Genomic DNA, 18,740 nt, shown 5'->3' on the forward strand with positions numbered 1-18,740 from the left:
GGCCGTGGGGGGACACGGCCCGCCGGACACCTGGGGAGGGCGTGCCGGGCTAGCTGACGATCGGCACGTCGGCGCCGCCGCGCACCAGAACCGGGACACGCTCCAGCGGCGCGTCCAGCATGATCTCCGCGCCGCCCGCGTGGACCGCGCCGGACCACGGGTCCACCCAGGTGGAGCCCTCGGGCAGGTACACCCTGCGGGACCGCGCCCCGAGCTCGGTCACCGGTGCGACGAGCACGTCCGGGCCGAAGAGGAACGCGTCCTCGGCCTCCCAGGCGCGCGGATCGTCCGGGAAGTCCACGAACAGCGGCCGCATCGGCGGCAGACCGCGCTCGTGGGCGGCGCGCATCTGCTCCATGACGTAGGGGCGCAGGCGCTCGCGGAGGAAGAGCATGTCACGCAGCAGCGGGTAGACCTCCTCCCCGTAGGACCACACCTCGTTGGGTCCGCCGGACATGTCCGGATGCAGGGCGTCGACGAACGGCTCCCGGAACCCGTGCAGCCGGAACAGCGGGCAGAACACCCCGTACTGGAACCAGCGCACGAGCAGTTCCCGGTACTCCGGGGACTCCTGGTCGCCCCCGTGGAAGCCGCCGATGTCGGTGGTCCACCACGGGATGCCGGACATGGCGACGTTCAGACCGGCGCGGATCTGCGTGCGCAGGGAGTCGAAGGTGGCGGGGATGTCCCCCGACCACAGGGCCGCGCCGTGGCGCTGGCTGCCCGCCCAGGCCGACCGGCACAGGGTGATGACCTCCGGCTCCCCCGCCGCGAGCATGCCCTCGTGGAAGCCCCGTGCGTGCTCGGCCGGGTAGATGTTGCCCACCTCGGTCCCCGGGCCGACGTGGTAGCGCAGGTTCTCCGGGTGGCCGGGCTTGAGCTCCGGCTCGCACGCGTCCAGCCACCACACCCGGATGCCCAGGTCGTGGTAGTTGCGCCGCACCTTGTCCCACACGTACGCGCGGGCGTCGGGGTTGGTGGGGTCGTAGAACGACACCTGGACCTGGGCGTCGACCCCCTTGTCCGCCCAGTCGGCGTGGACCGGCGGTCCCTGTTCGGTGGCCACGAGGTAGCCGCGCGCCAGCATCTCGTCGTAGTTCTCGCTGAGCGGGCTGACGGAGGGCCACACGGACACCATCAGCTCCACGCCCATCTCGCGCAGCTCCTCCACCATGGCCTTGGGGTCGGGCCACTCGGCGGGATCGAACTTCCAGTCCCCCAGGTGGGTCCAGTGGAAGAAGTCGCTGACGATGACCGAGAGCGGCAGCCCGCGCCGCTTGTACTCGCGGGCGACCTCCATCAGCTCGTCCTGGGTCTTGTAGCGCAGTCGGCACTGCCAGAAGCCGGAGGCGAACTCCGGCAGCTCGGGAGCGTGGCCCGTCACGTCGGCGTAGTTCGACATCACCTCGGCCGGGCCGTCGCCCGCCGTGACCCAGTAGTCGATCTGGCGGGCGCTGTCGCTGACCCACCGGGTCCCGTTGTCGGCCAGTTCCACCCTGCCGGTGGCGGGGCTGTTCCACAGCAGCCCGTAGCCGCGCGAGGAGACCATGAAGGGGATGGTGACCTCGGCGTTGCGCTGCACGAGGTCGACGACGGCGCCCTTCTGGTCGAGCAGCCCGTGGGTGTGCTGCCCCAGTCCGAACAGCTTCTCGCCGTCGTAGGCGCGGAAGCGCTGCTCGATGCGGTAGTAGCCGTGGCCGGTGGAGGTGTAGGCGCGGGGGCCGGGCCACCAGAAGTGGGCGCGCTCCTCGGCGAGCAGCTCGTCGCCGGAGGCGTCCAGGAAGCGGAGCATCCCGGCGTCGTCGATCTCCAGCGTCAGGGCGCCGTTGGTGAGGACGGCCCGGTCCGCCTCGACGGTGACCGTCGCGGTGGTGGGTACCCGTGGCTCGACCAGGGCACCGGGCAGGTCCTCACGCAGGACCGACAGTCCGGCGCGGACGCGGATGCCGTCGGGGCCCCACGCCTGGGCGCGCACCACCTGATGGCTGCCGCGCCATTCGATTCCGTCCTCGATCTCGTTGAACACGCGTCGTCCTTCCGTTGGGGGGCTGGTGTTGTCGAAGCGCTTCGACAACGGGGTGTCGGGTCGGGCGGATCGTCGGGCCTGGGGAAACGGGGGTGTCAGGTGCGTGGGGCGGTGCTTCCGGCGGGGGTCAGCCTCGGCTCAAGGAGGGTCACGCCGGTACCGCCGACGCCGTCGATCTTGTCCATCAGCAGCTCCACGGCCCGGGACCCGACCGCCTCGGCGGGCAGATCGACCGAGGTGAGCGGTGGAACGACGGGCGCGGGCGGACCGATGACGGCCACGGACAGCTCCGGGGGCGTGCGGCCGAGCTCGTGGAAGGCGTCCAGCAGCGGAACGACCGAGGGCTCGTTGTGGACGATGAGCCCGGTCAGGGCGGGGCGGTCGCGGACGAGTCCGACGGCGACCTCCCGCGCGGTGTCCGGAGAGCAGGGGTGCAGGGTGGCGCGTACGCCGCGCTCGCGGGCGGCCGCCTCGTATCCGGCGACGGTGCGCTCGGCGAAACCGGTGCGCCGTTCGTAGACCGAGGGCGGTTGGCCGACGAAGGCGATGTCGGTGTGCCCGAGGTCGGCCAGATGGTGCACGCAGGCGGCACCGGCCGCGGCGAAGTCGAGGTCGACGCAGGTCAGGCCCTCGACGTCCTCCGGAACTCCGATGAGCACGGAGGGCAGGTCCAACGAGCGCAGCACCGGCACACGCGCGTCGTCGGCCTCCACGTCCATGACGATGACGCCGTCGACCATGGCGCCGCGCGCGACCCGGCGCAGGCCGTCGGGGCCCTCGCCCTGGGTCAGGAGCAGGACGTCGTGGTCGTGCGAGCGGGCGGAGGTGGTCACCGAGACGGCGAAGCGCATGGCGACCGGGACGTGGACGTCCTCGCGCAGGGGGATGACGAGGGCGATGACGTTGCTGCGCCGGCTGGCGAGGGAGCGCGCGCCCGCGTGCGGCTGGTAGCCGAGGGCGTCGATGCTCTCGCGGACGCGGCGCCGGGTGGTCTCGGAGATCGACCTCTTGCCGCTGAGGACATAGGACACCGTGCTCGGAGACACGCCCGCGTGCTTGGCCACGTCGGAGATCCGCACCGTGCCATCCCCTCCGTGATCGAATCGATTCGATGCGATGTTACGCACGAGACCAGGCTCGCGCAACGCCCCCTGGCCGTCCATTGGCCGCGAGCGGTCAGGGCATCGACCTGCTCAGGAGGGGACGCTAGGGTCTGACGCGCGCCCCGGAGGCCGCCCCCGCCCCAGAACCGCACCGCTCTCCCGCCCCTCAGGAGGCCGTGAGTCCATGATCTTCTACAACGCTCCCTTCGTCATCGGCGCCGCCTTCCTCGTGCTCGCGGGCATCGCGACCGTGATCGGCGCGTTCGCCGCGCCGCCCGGACGCAAGGGGATGACCGGCGCCGCGGGCGGACTCATCCTCGTCTCCTCGATCGTCTTCCTGATCCTGGCGGCCGCTTCCCTGCCCATCCGGGCAGCGTTCTCGAACGCCATGGACGTGACCACCGCCTGGATGGTCATCGGGGCGGTCGACTCCCTGTTCTTCGCGGCCTTCGACGCCGGACTCATCCTTCTGGTGTTCGCCGCCACCCGACGCCGCACCGAGCCGCGGCCCGCCCACCCGCCGCACGCTCCGGCCGAGCCGTACCGGCCCGGCCCCTCCCAGCTCTGATCCCGACACCGGAGCCCATCATGATCTCGATCATCTTCTCCCTCCTGCTCTCGGGGGTCGCGTTCCTCGTCGTGGGCGCCATCGCGCTCATCAGGGCGGGCGGTGCCCCCAGCGGCAGGGGACTGATCCGCACCAGCGGGGCGCTCTTCGTCCTCCTCGGCCTGGCCTCGATCGGCTGGAACGTCTACCTGCACGTCTTCGCGTTCCCCATGCTGGACCCGAACAGCGTGGCTCCCCCGGGCCTGGCGGCCTGGGCGGCCTCGATCTACTCCGTCGTGACCCGGCTGGTCCTGCTGGTCGCGATCCTCCTGCTGGTCCTCGGTGTGGTGAGCGCACGCGGCAGGCAGAACGCCTCCCAGCGGACACCCGCACCCGTCCACGGCGGCCCCGGAGGGTACGGCCCGCAGCCGGGCCGGGCACCGGACCACGGATACGCCGCGCAGCAGCCGTATCCCGGACTCCAGGGGCACTACGGGCAGCATGTCCCCCAGGGCCCTGGGGGACCCCAGCAGCCGCAGCAACCTCAGCAGGGCAGCCCCACTGGACCGCGGAACCCCTACCAGCAGCCGCCGCAGCGCCCCGACGGCCCCCAGCAGCCGCCCACGGATTAGGCCGCGTTCTCCGTGGAGCACGACCGGACCGAGCGTCGCCCATCGCCGTGCGGGAGAGGGGACCGGCGACCGCTCGCTCACCCCAAGCCCGCACGGCCCGCCCTAGGACGTGTTCCGTGGATGCCGCCCGTCGCGAGCGGCGTTCCGGTGCGGCCGTCGCAAGGCCGAAGAAGAAGGCATCCCGGTGTGGCTGTCGACTGATGAGAACGCAGCGGGAGTCGTACTGGGGCGCCGCGCAGCAGGGTGAGTATCCGCGGAACACGCCCTAGGGCTCGACCAGGAACCCGGTCACGGCCTCGGCCAGAGCACGCCGGGCGGCGGGGTCGTCGATCGTGGCCGTCTCGTCTCCGGCCTGGTCGCCGTAGGCGCCGAACTGGGCGTGGTTCATCCCGTCGATCTCCACCATGGCGGCCTCCTCGGGCAGGTGGTCCCGGTTGGCGTCGATGGTCGCCGGATCGGACAGCCCGTCCTCGCTGCCGGCCACGGAGAGCACCCGCAGGTCGTCGCGGTCGGACAGCCCGGCGCCCTCGGTGGCGTAGGCGCCCCACAGCACCACCCCGGCCAGGGGGAAGGCCGGATCGTCACCGGCGTGGGCGGCGGCCATCGCCCCTCCCAGCGAGTGCCCGCCCAGGTACCAGCGCTCCACGCCCCCGCCGTGCTCGGCCACGGCGGCGTCGGCGCGGTCGGGGTCCAGGACCGCCAGGCGGAGCGGCATACGGGGGATCACGACGGTGACGCCGGCCGCCTGGACGACGGGTGCCCATGAGGCGGCGTAGGCGTCGGCCTCCACGCGGGCCCCGGGATAGAACACCACCCCGGTGCCGGAGGCGGCGTCCTCGGGTTCCAGGACGACGGCGTCGTCGGCGGCCTCGATCCGCACTCCCGGCAGGGCGCGGGCCCCGGCCAGGGCGTCGGCCTCGGCCCTGTAGGGGGTCGCGAGCCAGACCGCGGACGCCGCGGCGACGAGCACGACGAGGGCTGCGGCCACCGCGAGGACCGTGACGAGGACCCGGCGGCGGCCGGTCCCGCGGCTCATCGGGACGTTCCCGTCGCGGCGGCGGGACGGGTGTGGACCAGCGAGTGGCGCCACATCAGCAGGCGGCGCACGCGGAAGCCGGGCCCCACGCGGCCAGGCTCGTGGCCAGATCGGCCCAGCCCTCTTCCCGGTAGGGGCCGAGCACGGCCGGGGTGCCTCCGGGAGCGAGGGCACCCGCCAGGCGTTCCAGGGCAGGGGCGAGCGCGATCATGTCGGCCGACGCGCCGACGGCGTCCACCACCAGGCCACGTTCCGCCAGGCCCTGGAAGGACTACGCACGTAGCGCGTCCGTCGAGGGTGGCGCCCCTCCCCCGCGCAACCCCCGGGGGACGTTGGCGGGCGACGGGCGGACCCGTCACCGCACCCGACGTCGCGGTGGTGCACTGTGCGGGGATCCGGCGGAGGAGGTGACCGTGGTAGTGACTGCTGTGGTCCCAGGAGACGTCGATGGGGCTCTGGGAAAGGAACCGGCTCATGCGACCGGAGGCTATCCGGCCTGGCGCTTGGCCTCCAGCGCGTCCATCGCCGCGACGGCGGTGGCCACGGTCTGGTGGACCGGAACCTGTCGGTGCAGGCCGACCAGGCGGACGACCTTGGTGACGCGTTCGTTGAGCGCGGCCAACGCCAGGGAACCGTGCAGCTCACGCACGGTGCGGTAGGCGTTGATGACGACGTTCAGACCGCTCGAATCCATGAAGTCCAGTTCGGACAGGTCCAGGATCAGCCACGGTCCGTGGTCGTCGATCGCGGACTGGATGTGTTCCTGGAGGTCGGCGGCGGTCGCGATGTCGAGTTCTCCGGCGATCGCGACGATCACGCTGTGGCTTTCGACCCGCGTGCTCAGCCCAAGCCTGTGCACGTTCACTCCTCCCGGCCCCACGTTGTGATGGTGAGGGGTCCCTTCGGTTCACCATACGCAGACCGACGAACGTCGGCCACCGGTCCGGCAGCACTCCCACAGTGCCGGACCTCGAAGGCTCGCGTTCGAGGGTCAGGTCAGTCGTTGGACACACACGGTATAAGCGAACTGCCCTCGAGGAAATGGCATCTCGAAAGAAAATTTCGCCTCGGAGGCACGAACCCCCTCCGAATAGCCCGTCATTCCCCCTTGACCGTGGGTTATTTCACGACATCACGCCCATCCGGATCACACTTTCAACGACCATTGTCGCGATGAACATCGCCACGGTCACCGGCCGTGCCCTCGCCCCCCGTGTCGTCACCACGGGTGAAGGCGTCGAGGAGCCGGTCGGCCGCCAGGGTCGCCGTCGTCTCCCCCGAACGCACGTCCGCCTCCAGGCCCGGAGTGAGTCCGCTCACGCGCGGATCGCGCAGGAAGGTGTCCATGAGCCGGTCGCGCACCTGGTCCCACATCCAGCTGACCCGCTGGCGCGCGCGCCGGTCCGCCAGCCCGCCGTCGCCCTCCAGCACCTTGCGGTGCTCCCCGACGGCGTCCCAGACCTCGTCCAGACCGTCCCCGGTCAGGCCGCTGCAGGTGAGCACCGGCGGCCGCCACTGCGGATGCACCGGTTGGAGCAGCCGCAGCGCACGGGACAGCTCCCGGGCGGCCCTGCGGGCGTCGTCGGCGTGCGGACCGTCGGCCTTGTTGACCGCCACCACGTCCACCAGTTCCAGCACGCCCTTCTTGATGCCCTGGAGCTGGTCCCCGGTCCGTGCCAGGGTCAGGAACAGGAAGCAGTCGACCATCGCGGCGACCGTCACCTCGGACTGGCCCACCCCCACGGTCTCCACGAGCACCACGTCGAAACCGGCCGCCTCCATCAGCAGCATGGTCTCCCTGGTGGCACGGGCGACCCCGCCGAGCGTGCCCGCCGTGGGCGAGGGCCGGATGAACGCGCGGGGGTCCACGGCCAGGCGGGCCATCCGGGTCTTGTCCCCCAGAATGCTCCCGCCGGTGCGGGTCGAGGACGGGTCCACCGCCAGCACCGCCACCCGGTGCCCGGCCCCGGTCAGCCGACTGCCCAGGGTGTCGATGAACGTGGACTTGCCCACGCCCGGAACACCCGTGATCCCGACCCGCCGCGCATGGCCCGTGTACGGCAGCAGGCGGACCAGCAGTTCCTGCGCGGCCCGCGCGTGGTCGGCCCGGCGGGACTCCACCAGGGTGATCGCCCGGGCCAGAGTGGGCCGGTGACCGGCCAGGACGCCCTCGGCCAGGGCGTCGACGTCCACCGGCCGCCCGCGTCGGCGCACCGAGGTCACGTGCTCACTCCCCTTCCTGCGGCCCGTCACCGGCCAGACGCTCCTCCAGCTGGTCGAGCAGGTCGATGGCGGCCTCGGCGATCACCGTGCCGGGCGGGAAGATCGCCGCCGCACCCGCCCGCCGCAGGGCCTCGAAGTCGGCCGGGGGGATCACTCCGCCCACCACGATCATGATGTCGCCGCGCCCGAGCGCGGCCAGCTCCTCACGCAACGCGGGCACCAGCGTCAGGTGCCCGGCCGCGAGCGAGGACACCCCGACCACGTGCACGTCCGACTCCACCGCCTGGGCGGCGACCTCGGCCGGGGTCTGGAACAGCGGACCCACGTCCACGTCGAACCCCAGGTCCGCGAACGCCGTCGCGATCACCTTCTGCCCCCGGTCGTGCCCGTCCTGGCCCATCTTCGCCACCAGGATCCGCGGCCGGCGCCCCTCGTTCTCGGCGAAGGCGTCGACCCGGGCGGCCACCCGCTCCATCACTCCGGCCGTGTCCGCGCCCGAGGACGCCTCGTCCCGGTACACGCCCTGGATCGTCCGGATCTGGCCCGCGTGCCGACCGAAGACCCTCTCCATCGCATCGGAGATCTCCCCCACCGTCGCCTTGGCCCGGGCCGCGTCGACCGCCGCCGCCAGCAGGTTGTTCGACAGGGCCGCGTCCGCGGTCGACTCGCCCTCCGCCGCGGCCGAGAGCGCGTCCAGGGCCGCCCGCACGCGCGGCTCGTCGCGTTCGGCGCGCAGCCGTGCCAGCTTCTCCAACTGTTCGGCGCGCACCTTGGAGTTGTCGACCTTGAGCACGTCGATCTCGTCATGGGTGTCGGGCCGGTACTTGTTCACACCGATCACCGGCTGGCGCCCCGAGTCGATCCGCGCCTGGGTGCGGGCCGCCGCCTCCTCGATGCGCATCTTGGGCAGGCCCGCCTCGATCGCGGCGGCCATCCCGCCCGCCTTCTCCACCTCCTGGATGTGCTCCCACGCCTTGGCCGCGAGCTCCTGTGTCAGGCGCTCCACGTAGAAGCTCCCGCCCCACGGATCGGCGACCCGGGTCGTACCCGACTCCTGCTGGAGCAGCAGCTGGGTGTTGCGGGCGATGCGGGCGGAGAAGTCGGTGGGCAGCGCCAGGGCCTCGTCCAGGGCGTTGGTGTGCAGCGACTGGGTGTGGCCCTGGGTGGCGGCCATCGCCTCCACGCACGTGCGCGCCACGTTGTTGAACACGTCCTGGGCGGTCAGCGACCACCCCGAGGTCTGCGAGTGCGTACGCAGGCTCAGAGACTTGTCCCGGCCCGCCCCCAGGTCCTTGACCAGGCGCGCCCACAGCAGCCGGGCCGCGCGCAGCTTGGCGACCTCCATGAAGAAGTTCATCCCGATCGCCCAGAAGAACGACAGCCGGGGCGCGAAGGTGTCCACGTCCAGCCCCGACCGCTGCCCGGCGCGGATGTACTCCACCCCGTCGGCCAGGGTGTAGGCCAGCTCCAGGTCGGCCGTGGCCCCGGCCTCCTGCATGTGGTAGCCCGAGATCGAGATCGAGTTGAACCGCGGCATCCGCTGGGAGGTGTAGGCGAAGATGTCGGAGATGATCCGCATCGAGGGGCCCGGCGGGTAGATGTAGGTGTTGCGGACCATGAACTCCTTGAGGATGTCGTTCTGGATGGTCCCCGACAGCTGTTCCGGCGCCACCCCCTGCTCCTCGGCGGCCACGATGTACAGCGCCAGGACCGGCAGCACCGCGCCGTTCATGGTCATGGACACGCTCATCCGGTCCAGCGGGATCCCGTCGAAGAGCTGGCGCATGTCGTAGATGGAGTCGATGGCCACCCCGGCCATGCCCACGTCGCCGGCCACCCGGGGGTGGTCGGAGTCATAGCCGCGGTGGGTGGCCAGGTCGAAGGCGACCGAGAGGCCCTTCTGGCCCGCGGCGAGGTTGCGCCGGTAGAAGGCGTTGGACTCCTGGGCGGTGGAGAACCCGGCGTACTGGCGGATGGTCCAGGGCTGGCTGGCGTACATGGCGGGGTAGGGGCCGCGCAGGTAGGGCGGCAGCCCGGGCAGCCCGTAGACGAAGTCCAGACCCTCGCGGTCGGCGGCGGTGTAGAGCGGCCGCACGCCGATGCCCTCGGGGGTCTCCCATTCCAGGGCGTCGGCGGCCTTGCCGGTATCGGCCTCCACCCCCGCCCGCCACTCGGCCGCCTTGGCGGCGTCGGCGGTGTCCCGGTCTGTGGCGGGTGCGGGCGGGTCGGCCTCGACGGTGGAGAAATCAGGGATCGCCCCGGACTCGGGTCGGTGGTCCTGGGTCATGAGCTCGCCCTCTCGGTGAGTCGGGTGCCGGGGTCGGTGAGCATCACGTCCGCCAGGTCGCTCAGCAGCGCGACGGCGTCGCAGCCCCGGTGGGCGAAGGCGTCCACCCCCGCCTCCCGGTAGGCGTCACGGGGCGCACCGGCCAGGAGCACCCGGCGGGCGCCCGCGCCCTTGAGCGCGCGCGCGACCGTTTCGGCCTGGTCGGCGTAGACCGCGTCCGAGGAGCAGATCGCCGCGATACGGCTGCCCGAGGCGGCAAACGCCTCCGCGACCGCCTCGGCCCCCTCCAGCGGTCCCGGCTCGTGCGCCGCGATACCCCCGGCCGCCAACAGGTTCGTGGCGAAGGAGGCCCGCGCGGTGTGGGCCGCGACCGGACCCAGCGTGGCCAGGAACACCGTCGGCCGGTGGCCGGTGTCGCCCGCCTGGGCGTCGGCCCGGTCGCGCAGCTCCTCGAAGTCCTGGGCATAGCGCCGCACCGCGAATCCGCGCGGAGGCCGCTGCGCGGGGTCGGCGGGGCGCAGCAGCGGCACCTCGTCCAGGTGCGGGAACTCGCTCACCCCGGTCACGGGGGCGCGGCGGTGCGCCAGGTCCTTCCGGCGCCGCTCCCACACCCCGTCCACGCGCTCGGCCAGCAGCCCGGAGCCGATCGCCCCGGCCGCACCGCCCGCGCCCTCCACCTCCTGGAAGAACGCCCAGCCCGCCCGGTACAGCTCGCCGGTCAGCGACTCGACGTAGAAGGACCCCCCGGCCGGGTCGATGACCTGCGCCAGGTGTGCCTCCTCCACCAGCAGCGACTGGGTGTTGCGCGCGATCCGGCGCGCGAAGTCGTCGGGCAGCCCCACGGCGGAGTCGAAGGGCGCCACGGTCACCGCGTCGGCCCCGCCCACACCGGCGGCGAAGCACGCCACGGTGGTGCGCAGCATGTTCACGTGCGCGTCACGGCGCGTCATCATCGCCGCCGACGTGGCCGCGTGCAGCCGCATCGTGCGGTGCTCGGCCGCCACACCGCAGGTGTGCAGTACCTGGTTCCACATCCCGCGCACGGCGCGCAGCTTGGCGATCACACTGAACTGGTCGGCGTTGGCGGCCAGCCGGAACTCGATCCGCCGGGCCGCCTCGGCCAGATCCAGTCCGGCCCCGTGCAGGGCCCGCAGATAGGCGGTCCCGGCGGCGATGGCGAAGCCGATCTCCTGGGCCTCGGAACCCCCCGCGTCGTGGACCAGGGTGCCGTCGGCGACCACCAGCCCCAATCCGGGGCGGCCCTGCGCGCACTCGACCGCGAAACGGGCCGGGTCGGCCAGGTCGGGCCCCTCCCCGGCACGGGCGGCGGTGGTCAGGGGGTCGATGCCCAGGTGCGAGATGACGCGCCCGTCCGGGACCCCGGCGTCGGCGTGCGCGCCCAGCAGTGCCTCGGCCGCTTCGGCGTAGTCCGCGCCCGCGTCCAGCACCACGGGGGCCAGGTCGAGGTGGACGTCGGTCAGGGCCTCACCCAGTGCGGTCGCGGGCAGGGCCCGCGCAGACGCGCCGTCGGCGGGAGCCCGCGCGGAGCCCACCGCGATCCACAGCGAGGACACGCCGTTCATCAGGTCGTCGTGCAGGCGGCGCCGCAGGACGGCGGGGTCGGTGTCGGTGTGGCGGGCGCGCACGTCCCACCCGTCGCGGGCGTGCCCGCCGGGCCGGTAGCCGCGCAGGAAGGGGGCCTGACCTGGCAGGCCCGGGTCCGTGCCGGGCGAGGCCGCGGTGTAGAGGGGGGCGATGTCGAAGCCGTCGTAGGTGGGTGCGGCCAGGACGGACTCGGGTTCCTCCGCGAGCCGTTCCTCGGCGATCCCGCTCTTGCGCAGCACCCCGGCCACGAGTGCGCGCCACTGTTCGTAGGAGGGCTCGGGGAATCCCTCGGCCCAGTTGGGACCGGCCGCGGCTCCGCCGGCTCCGCTCTCAGGAACGTCCATACTTCGAGATGGTAGAGAATCGCGTTCGGTCACGGGTGGCCGGGGTGTGGTGCGACGCACCCTGATCCGCCGCCGTTTCCCCTCGTGCCCGAGGAAGCCGGTGACTCGAACGCCTCGTCCCGGCCGCCGTGTCGCCCCGGGCCCGGGGAGCGGGCGGGACGGCCCGCTCCCCGCGCGCCACGGCGCGTCGCCGCGCAGGACGCCCTAACTGCAGTTGGTGCCGGTGCGCACGACCCACTCGTTGCCGATCTGGCCGCCCCAGTCCACGCACGTGCCCGCCGCCGGGAGGTAGACCGGGCCCGCGTACTGCGTGAAGTCGCCCTTGTCGGTCTGCCACGACGTGCCGTCGCTGGTCTTGAGCGCCGCGTGCATGTTCATCCCGGCGCCGGTGCTGTCCCGCACCACGACCACGCAGTTCTTGCCGGACGAGGAGTTGTAGGTGAGAAAGATGGTGCCGCCGCTGATCGGGGCCTCGTTGACCTTCGAGTACCCGCTGCCGCACTGACCGCCGTAGGAGGCCGCGGACACCGGCTCGGGATCGGCCACGACCACGAGAAGGGCCAGGCTCAGCGCCAGGCCGAGCGCCGGGACGATCCTGGTCGGGGCCCGGTGCGCGGAGGTCCTCAGCATGTCAGTCCTGTTCGTGTTCATCGGTCGTCCGTCGTTACCAGGGGGTGGAGCCGCTGCCGGAGGCCCGGTGCCGCTCGACCAGGCGGGTGATGGTCACGGTGCCGTCATCGTCGGTCGTGTAGGTGACCTCGGCCAGCACCGTGCGGTTGCCCGCGTTCGCGTAGCCCGTCAGGGCCTGCGGGCTGGAGGACACCGTCCCGGCGCTGCCGTCGCCGACCTCACCGCTCTGGCTCCCCTGGCAGAAGCTCCACGCGCACAGCACGGTGGCGCCGTCCAGGCGCGCGAACCGGCCCGATCCGCCCGAGGGCTGGAAGGCCACCACGTACTCGCCCGAGGGGCGCGAGCCGCCGGCGCTGACCCCGGCGCCGACGGTGGCCGTCGTGGTGGTCTCCTCGCCGCCGGAACCGTCACCGGAGTCCTCGTCCTCCTCTCCCTCCGAGGCGTCCTCCGAAGGCTCCTCGGAGGGGCTCTCGGACGGTGAGGCGTCCTCGGTGGGCTCCTGGCCGACCGGACCGGGGCGGCGCTGCTCGCCCGCGTCCCCGTCACCGGACGCCTCACCGCCCTCAGCCACGTCGGTGGAGAACCAGGAGGCGATCGGCAGGGCGTCCCAGTTGCGCGCCAGCGCCACGCCGCCGAAGCCCAGACCGGCGATCAGCGCCAGTGCGGCCACACCCGCGCCCGCCAGTGCCAGGATCCGTCCTGCGTTGCGCTCCTTGCGGACCGCGGTGACGGCGAACTCCCGCTCGGGGGCGGCCTGCACGCCCTCCCAGTTGTTGTCGACCAGCGCGCCCGTGACGCCGCCCGCCGCCTCCGCGGAGGTCACCGGGGCGAAGGAGTGCCCGGGGTGGCTCGCGGCGACGACCCCGGTGACGAGCTCCAGAGCGGTGGGCCGCTGTTCCCCCTCCTTGGCGAGCGCGCGCCCGGCCAGGTCGGCCAGCGGGCCGGAGAACCCGTCCATGTCCGCCTCGCCGCTGATCACCCGGTGCGCGATCGCGGCCGGGTCCCCGCCGCCGAAGGGCGGGCGCCCGGTGGCCGCGTACGTGACGAGCGCGCCCCAGGCGAAGATGTCGTCGGAGGTGCTGGGCGGGGCGCCCCGGTAGTGGTCGGGACTGATCCACCCGGGCGAGCCCAGGACCGACCCGGTGCGGGTGAGCGCCGTCTGGTCCACGGCCCGCGCCACACCGAAGTCCAGGACACGCGGTCCGTCGGGTGACAGGACGATGTTGGCGGGTTTGAGGTCGCGGTGCGCGATGCCCGCCTCGTGGATCTGGGCGAGCGCCTCGGCCACACCCGCCGCCAGCCCGATCAGCAGCCGTTCGTCGAGGGCCCCGAACTTGCGCATGTAGGCGCTGAGCGTCATGCCGCGGATCAGCGGGGTAACCAGCCACGGCCGCTCGGCCTCGGTGTCCGCGTTGAGCAGTGGAACGGCGCACGCGCCGCCCACCGTGCGCAGCAGATCGACCTCACGGGCGAACCGGGCCCGGAACTCGGCGTCGGACGCGTACTCGGGGTGGATGAGCTTGACCGCGACCAGCTCGCCCCCGGGGTCCTGGGCGGCGTACACGACGCCCATGCCACCCGAGCCCAGCCGCTTGATCGGCCGGTAGGGGCCGATCCGGGCGGGGTCGGTGGAGGTGAGGTCGGTGGCGGACGCCGGAAGCGTCACGGAGGAAGGGTGTGGGTTCACGGCGAACAGATCCTGGTGGGCGACGGGCGGGGGTGAGGCACAACGTCATCGAGGGAGCCTTTGGATGGTAGCGCCCCGAATCGGGCGAACGAGGTGGCCGGATCACGGCATCGGCACCCTTACCTGCTGCACCCGGCCGTCGCCGAGATGCAGGTACGCGGTCCCCTGTGTGAGCCGCGGACCGGCCACGCCCTTGGGCAGCCGCAGCCCCAGCACCTCGCCGTCGGACTGCGACTGCGGCGACAGCAGAGCACCGATGCGGTTGCGCTTGAGGTGGACGTGCCAGCCGTTGAACCCGCCCTGGAGCGCCTCGTTGGTGCCCGCGGCGACGATGCCCCAGCCCTCGCCCACCATGCCGCGGGCGATGCGGGTGAACTCCTTGCCCAGGTCGCTCTGGAGCAGCAGTTCGGCGTCGTCGATCATCACCACGGCCGTGTCCGCCTCGAACCTGCCCAGCGCCTCGTGCAGCTGGGAGAGCCGGGGTTCGGCGGCGTCGACGACCGCGCGCACGCCCGGATGCGAGCGCAGGGACGTCAGGCGGGAACCGCGCGGAGTCACCAGCAGCAGCTCCGTGCCCGCCTCCAGCAGCGACATCGCCATGGTGGTGAGCATGCTGGACCGGCCGGACTGCGGCGGCCCGCTCACCAGGAAGGTGGGGATCCGCGACAGGTCGACCGAGACGGCGTTGAGCTCGTTGCCGCCCACGCCCACGAGCGCGTGCAGCGGTCGCGGCCGCCCAGAGCGATAGCGGCCCATGTCCGCGTAGGAGAGCTGGTCCGGCAGCACGTCGACGCGGAAGGGCCGGGGCAGGCCCTCGGGCTGCGGGCGCCGGGCCACGAAGTCGGCGATGCGGCCCACCTCAGCACCCTGCGCCGCGCCCTGGAGGTTCTTGGTCAGCAGCGCGATCTGCACCTCCAGGTGGTCGGACGCGCGGAAGGCCCGGCCGTCCGGGATCTCCTCGGGCAGCGAGCGCGCCTGGAGCCCGGCCGAGCTGTAGTCGCCGGGGTCGTTGCAGCGCAGGACCAGCAGGTCCTCCGTCGTGGACGAGTACTTGGTGCGGGTCAGGATGCGGTCGCCGGTGGCGACCACGTGCACGCCCACACCCGCGCCGTCACGCATCAGGGTGGTGACGTCCTCCACGAGCGCGCCGTAGTTGTACTCGCCGAAAGCCTGCTCGAACGCGTCCACGCGGTCGATGAACAGCACGATGTGGGCGGGCCGCTCGGTCGGGCCGACCTTGGCGCGCAACTCCTCCAGATCGGCGCAGCCGTGCGCCGCGAGCAGCTTCTGCCGCCGGTCCAGCTCCTCGCCGAGCAGCCCCAGCAGCCGCACGACCCGGTCGCCCTGGGTGCGCTGGGCGACCGCCCCGCAGTGCGGGAGCCGCTCCATCGGAAGCAGGGCGCCGTTGCCGCAGTCCAGCCCGTACATGTGCACGTCGCCGGGATGGTGGCCCAGGGCCAGGGAGGCGGCGATGGTGCGCAGGGTCTGGGAGCGGCCGGTGCGGCCCGACCCCATCACGTGCAGGTGTCCGGTCCTGGCCAGGTCGAAGGTGTAGGGGTACTGGCGCTGCTGGGAGGGCACGTCGATCAGGCCGACGGGGACGGGCCGTACGCGGCCGGGCTCGACCGCCGGGGGACGGCCGCCGAGGAGCTCCGACAGGGTCAGGGCGGTGGGCAGGGCCTCCAGCCAGGGGCTGGGCTGGCGGCGCGCGCCGACACGTTCGGTCGCCTCCTTGACGGCCTCCACCAGCGCGGTGAGGTCGGTGACCTCCACGTCGCCGCCCTCCTGCTGGTCGGCGGCGGCGGTGGGCGCGGGCAGGGCCAGGTCCGACCACTTCACCGCGTGGGCGACGGGATCGGAGGCGTCGGCGGCCGCGACGATCCGGCGCCCGCCCACCCGGCCGGACTGGAAGGGCAGCAGCGACGCGTGGCCGAGCCGGGCGTAGGCCCGGCCGGGGGTGTCGATCGCGATGTGCGCGGACTCGGCGGCGTCGATGACGTCGCGGCTCTCGCTCTCGTCGGTCATCCGCAGCGCGATGCGCAGGTTGGTGTTGGCCCGGATGTCGTTGGTGACCACGCCGCCGGGGCGCTGGGTGGCGAGCACCAGGTGGATGCCCAGGGAACGGCCCCGCTGGGCGATGTTGACCAGGCCCTTGACGAAGTCCGGCAGCTCGCGCGCCATGGACGCGAACTCGTCGATGACCAGCATGAGCCGGGGCATCTGCGGCATCCGCGGGTCGCGGTCCAGGAGTTCGAGGTAGTCCTCGATGTCCTTGGCCCCCGCCTTGGCCAGGATGTGCTCGCGGCGGTGGAGCTCGGCGCCGAGCGAGACCAGGGCGCGTCCCACCAGGTGGGTGTCGAGGTCGGTGACCATGCCGACGGTGTGCGGGAGGGCGACGCAGTCCTTGAACGCGCTGCCGCCCTTGTAGTCGATGAGGACGAAGGACATCGACTCGGGCCGGTTGACCGCCGCGAGCGAGGCCACGAGGGTCTGCAGCAGTTCGGACTTGCCCGAACCGGTGGTGCCCGCGATGAGCGCGTGGGGGCCGTCGCGGCGGATGTCGACGGAGAACGCGCCGTCCAGGCCGATCCCGAGCGTGGCGACGGTGCTGCGGCCTCCGCCCGCCCAGTGCGCGGCGATGGCCTCGCCGTTGGGCGGTTCCAGGCCGATGACGTCGAGCAGGCGGGCGCTGCGCGGCAGGTGGCCGCCGCTCTCGCCCACACTGCTGTCGCGCACCGGGGCCAGGGCGCGCCCCAGCCGGTCCGCCCAGGCGGCGGAGGGCACGTCGGCGCGCACGTCCTCGACGTTGTCGAAGCTGGTGCGGCGCAGGCGCATGCCGTGCGGGGTGATGCTCACGACCGCCTGGCACTCCTCCGGCAGCAGCCGCTCCTCGGCGTCCAGGCACAGGACGTGGATGCCCGCCTCGGGGCCCTCGCGCAGCAGCTGCACGACACCGGGCAGGGAGCGGATCCGGCGGGCGCCGTCCAGGACGACCACGATCGCCGGTTCGGCGCTCGCGTCGTTGCGGGCCTTGGTGCGGCTCTCCAGGATCATCAGGAGCTCGGAGATGCGGCGGGCGCACGTGGTGGCGTCGATACCGATCCTGCCGAGCGAGAGCTGGGGCAGGTCACCGCGCAGGTGCGGCACGTAGCGGGTCCAGCGCCAGCGGTTGTGGTCTCCCTCCATGGACAGCAGGTAGAGCTGGAGCTCGGCCGGGCTGTGCAGGGTGACGAGCTGGGCGACCAGCCAGCGCTCCAGCGCCTGGGCGCCCTCGCCGCGGCCGGCCACGCCCACGACCCCGTTGTCCTTGACCGAGACGCTCACCGGGACGTCGCGCATGTCCCAGGTGACCTCCCTGCGGTGGTCGTCCTTCTCGGGGTCGGTGAGGACGACCTGGGAGGGGATGCTGCCGGTGCCCACCCGCAGCCGGGTGAAGTCCTCGTCGACCTGGCGGCGCTCCCACAGTCGGGAGCGCGGACCGGTGGCCAGCAGCAGGACGGCGGCGGGGTCGGGGCAGGTGTCGCGCAACCGCCGCTGCTCGGCGACCAGGGCGTCGCGGGCGTCCCTGGTGACGCGCTCGGTCTTCTCCTCGAACTCCTGGAGCTGCTTCTCGTAGCGCGCCTTGGTGGTGCGGCGCTGCATGAGCTGCATGAACAGTACGGAGACGGGGGCGAGCAGGCCGATGAGGAGCATCTGCGGCCGGTTCATGATGAGCGCGCCGCCGACCGCCATCGTGATCGGCATCAGGATCATCATGAGGAGCTGGGCGATCGGCCGGTCCGGCTGCTCGGGCCTGCTGGGCAGCTTGAACTTGGTCTTGGTCGGCGCCGGGTGCAGGCGGGGCGGCCGGTTGTAGTCCAGGCCGGTGCCGTCCTCGGAGGGGACGACGGAGGCGTCGGGGCGGTGGTTGGGCCACACTTCGAAGAGGGTGCCGCCCAGGGTGAGCTGCTCCCCCTGCGGCCAGGCGGAGTCCGGGGCGACGCGGTCGCCCTCCAGCGATCCGCCGTCGCCGCTGCTGGTGGACAGGATGGTGACGTTGCCGTCGGGTGCCACACGCACGCGCGCCCAGTAGCCGTCGGCGTCGACGACGAGCGCCGCGCTCTCGTGGTCGCCGACCAGGTAGTCGCCGGGGTCGAGCCGGGCCACGCGTCCGGCGTCGGGACCGGAGACGACGCGGACCTCCACGACGCCGGGCGGCTCGTCCTTGACCTCGGCGGGGCCGCCGACCCCGATGACCGACCCGTCCAGGATGCCGGCGTCGGCCAGCGAGGTGGACGGGTCGATGCGCCGGTCGCCGACGTAGAGCGGGACGCTCTGGCCGTCGGCGCGCGGCAGGGTCCGGACCATGGGGTCGACGACGTCCGCGAGCTGTCGCACCGTCGCGCTGGGATCGGCGTCGACGAGCATGTCCAGGCGCAGCGGCGAGGAGGCCACGGGACCGGAGCCGTCCGGGGCGTTCACGGCCGGACCGGTGGCGGGGGTCGCTGTGAAGAGGAGGCGCACGGTGGGACTGCTTCCGGTTCGTCTGGGATCGAGGCGGGAGAGCACCGCGGCCGGTACGGCGCGGGGCGGGGCGGCCGGGGACGGCGCGGCGGGGGTGGCCGGGGACGGCGCGGCGGG

The 18,740-nt window shown here is 72.9% G+C and carries 13 protein-coding genes; 2 read left to right on the top strand and 11 right to left on the bottom strand.

Features of this window, described 5'->3' with window-relative positions:
* Positions 1-49: 49 nt before the first annotated feature.
* Positions 50-2,026, bottom strand: a complete 1,977-nt coding sequence (locus tag M1P99_RS09380) for a glycoside hydrolase family 31 protein (RefSeq protein ID WP_304452268.1) — start codon at positions 2,024-2,026, stop codon at positions 50-52.
* A 95-nt stretch (positions 2,027-2,121) separates the two neighbouring features.
* On the bottom strand, positions 2,122-3,105 hold the full coding sequence (locus M1P99_RS09385) for a LacI family DNA-binding transcriptional regulator (protein ID WP_304452269.1): 984 nt from the start codon (positions 3,103-3,105) through the stop codon (positions 2,122-2,124).
* 208 nt (positions 3,106-3,313) lie between these two features.
* Between M1P99_RS09385 and M1P99_RS09390 the strand changes: the two genes are divergently transcribed.
* Positions 3,314-3,697, top strand: a complete 384-nt coding sequence (locus M1P99_RS09390; RefSeq protein ID WP_304452270.1) for a hypothetical protein — start codon at positions 3,314-3,316, stop codon at positions 3,695-3,697.
* A 20-nt stretch (positions 3,698-3,717) separates the two neighbouring features.
* The gene (locus tag M1P99_RS09395; protein WP_304452271.1) at positions 3,718-4,308 is read left to right on the top strand and encodes a hypothetical protein; all 591 of its coding nucleotides are present in this window, start codon (positions 3,718-3,720) and stop codon (positions 4,306-4,308) included.
* A 265-nt stretch (positions 4,309-4,573) separates the two neighbouring features.
* Here the strand turns inward: M1P99_RS09395 and M1P99_RS09400 are convergent, their stop codons facing one another.
* From M1P99_RS09400 to M1P99_RS09440, 9 genes are all read right to left on the bottom strand, one after another.
* On the bottom strand, positions 4,574-5,344 hold the full coding sequence (locus M1P99_RS09400) for an alpha/beta hydrolase (RefSeq protein WP_304452272.1): 771 nt from the start codon (positions 5,342-5,344) through the stop codon (positions 4,574-4,576).
* A 55-nt stretch (positions 5,345-5,399) separates the two neighbouring features.
* The gene (locus M1P99_RS09405) at positions 5,400-5,585 is read right to left on the bottom strand and encodes a hypothetical protein (RefSeq protein ID WP_304452273.1); all 186 of its coding nucleotides are present in this window, start codon (positions 5,583-5,585) and stop codon (positions 5,400-5,402) included.
* Positions 5,586-5,831: 246 nt separating this feature from the next.
* Complete coding sequence (locus M1P99_RS09410) at positions 5,832-6,203, bottom strand: STAS domain-containing protein (RefSeq protein WP_304452274.1); 372 nt, start codon at positions 6,201-6,203, stop codon at positions 5,832-5,834.
* A 296-nt stretch (positions 6,204-6,499) separates the two neighbouring features.
* Positions 6,500-7,537, bottom strand: coding sequence for a methylmalonyl Co-A mutase-associated GTPase MeaB (gene meaB / locus M1P99_RS09415; protein ID WP_304455641.1), 1,038 nt, complete (start codon positions 7,535-7,537; stop codon positions 6,500-6,502).
* A gap of 34 nt (positions 7,538-7,571) precedes the next feature.
* Entirely contained in the window at positions 7,572-9,854 is a 2,283-nt protein-coding gene (gene scpA / locus M1P99_RS09420; RefSeq protein ID WP_304452275.1) for a methylmalonyl-CoA mutase, read from the bottom strand.
* Positions 9,851-11,803: a methylmalonyl-CoA mutase family protein gene (locus tag M1P99_RS09425; protein ID WP_304452276.1), complete on the bottom strand. Its 1,953-nt coding sequence runs from the start codon at positions 11,801-11,803 to the stop codon at positions 9,851-9,853. Before M1P99_RS09425 ends, scpA begins: the two co-directional genes overlap by 4 nt.
* Positions 11,804-12,007: 204 nt before the next feature.
* Entirely contained in the window at positions 12,008-12,433 is a 426-nt protein-coding gene (locus tag M1P99_RS09430) for a spore-associated protein A (protein WP_304452277.1), read from the bottom strand.
* A gap of 34 nt (positions 12,434-12,467) precedes the next feature.
* A complete protein-coding gene (locus M1P99_RS09435) occupies positions 12,468-14,120 on the bottom strand; it encodes a serine/threonine-protein kinase (RefSeq protein ID WP_304452278.1) in 1,653 nt (550 codons plus the stop codon).
* Between the two features lie 102 nt (positions 14,121-14,222).
* Positions 14,223-18,623, bottom strand: coding sequence for an FtsK/SpoIIIE domain-containing protein (locus M1P99_RS09440; RefSeq protein ID WP_304452279.1), 4,401 nt, complete (start codon positions 18,621-18,623; stop codon positions 14,223-14,225).
* Positions 18,624-18,740 lie beyond the last annotated feature (117 nt).

The sequence above is a fragment of the Nocardiopsis sp. YSL2 genome (genome assembly GCF_030555055.1).
GTDB lineage: Bacteria > Actinomycetota > Actinomycetes > Streptosporangiales > Streptosporangiaceae > Nocardiopsis.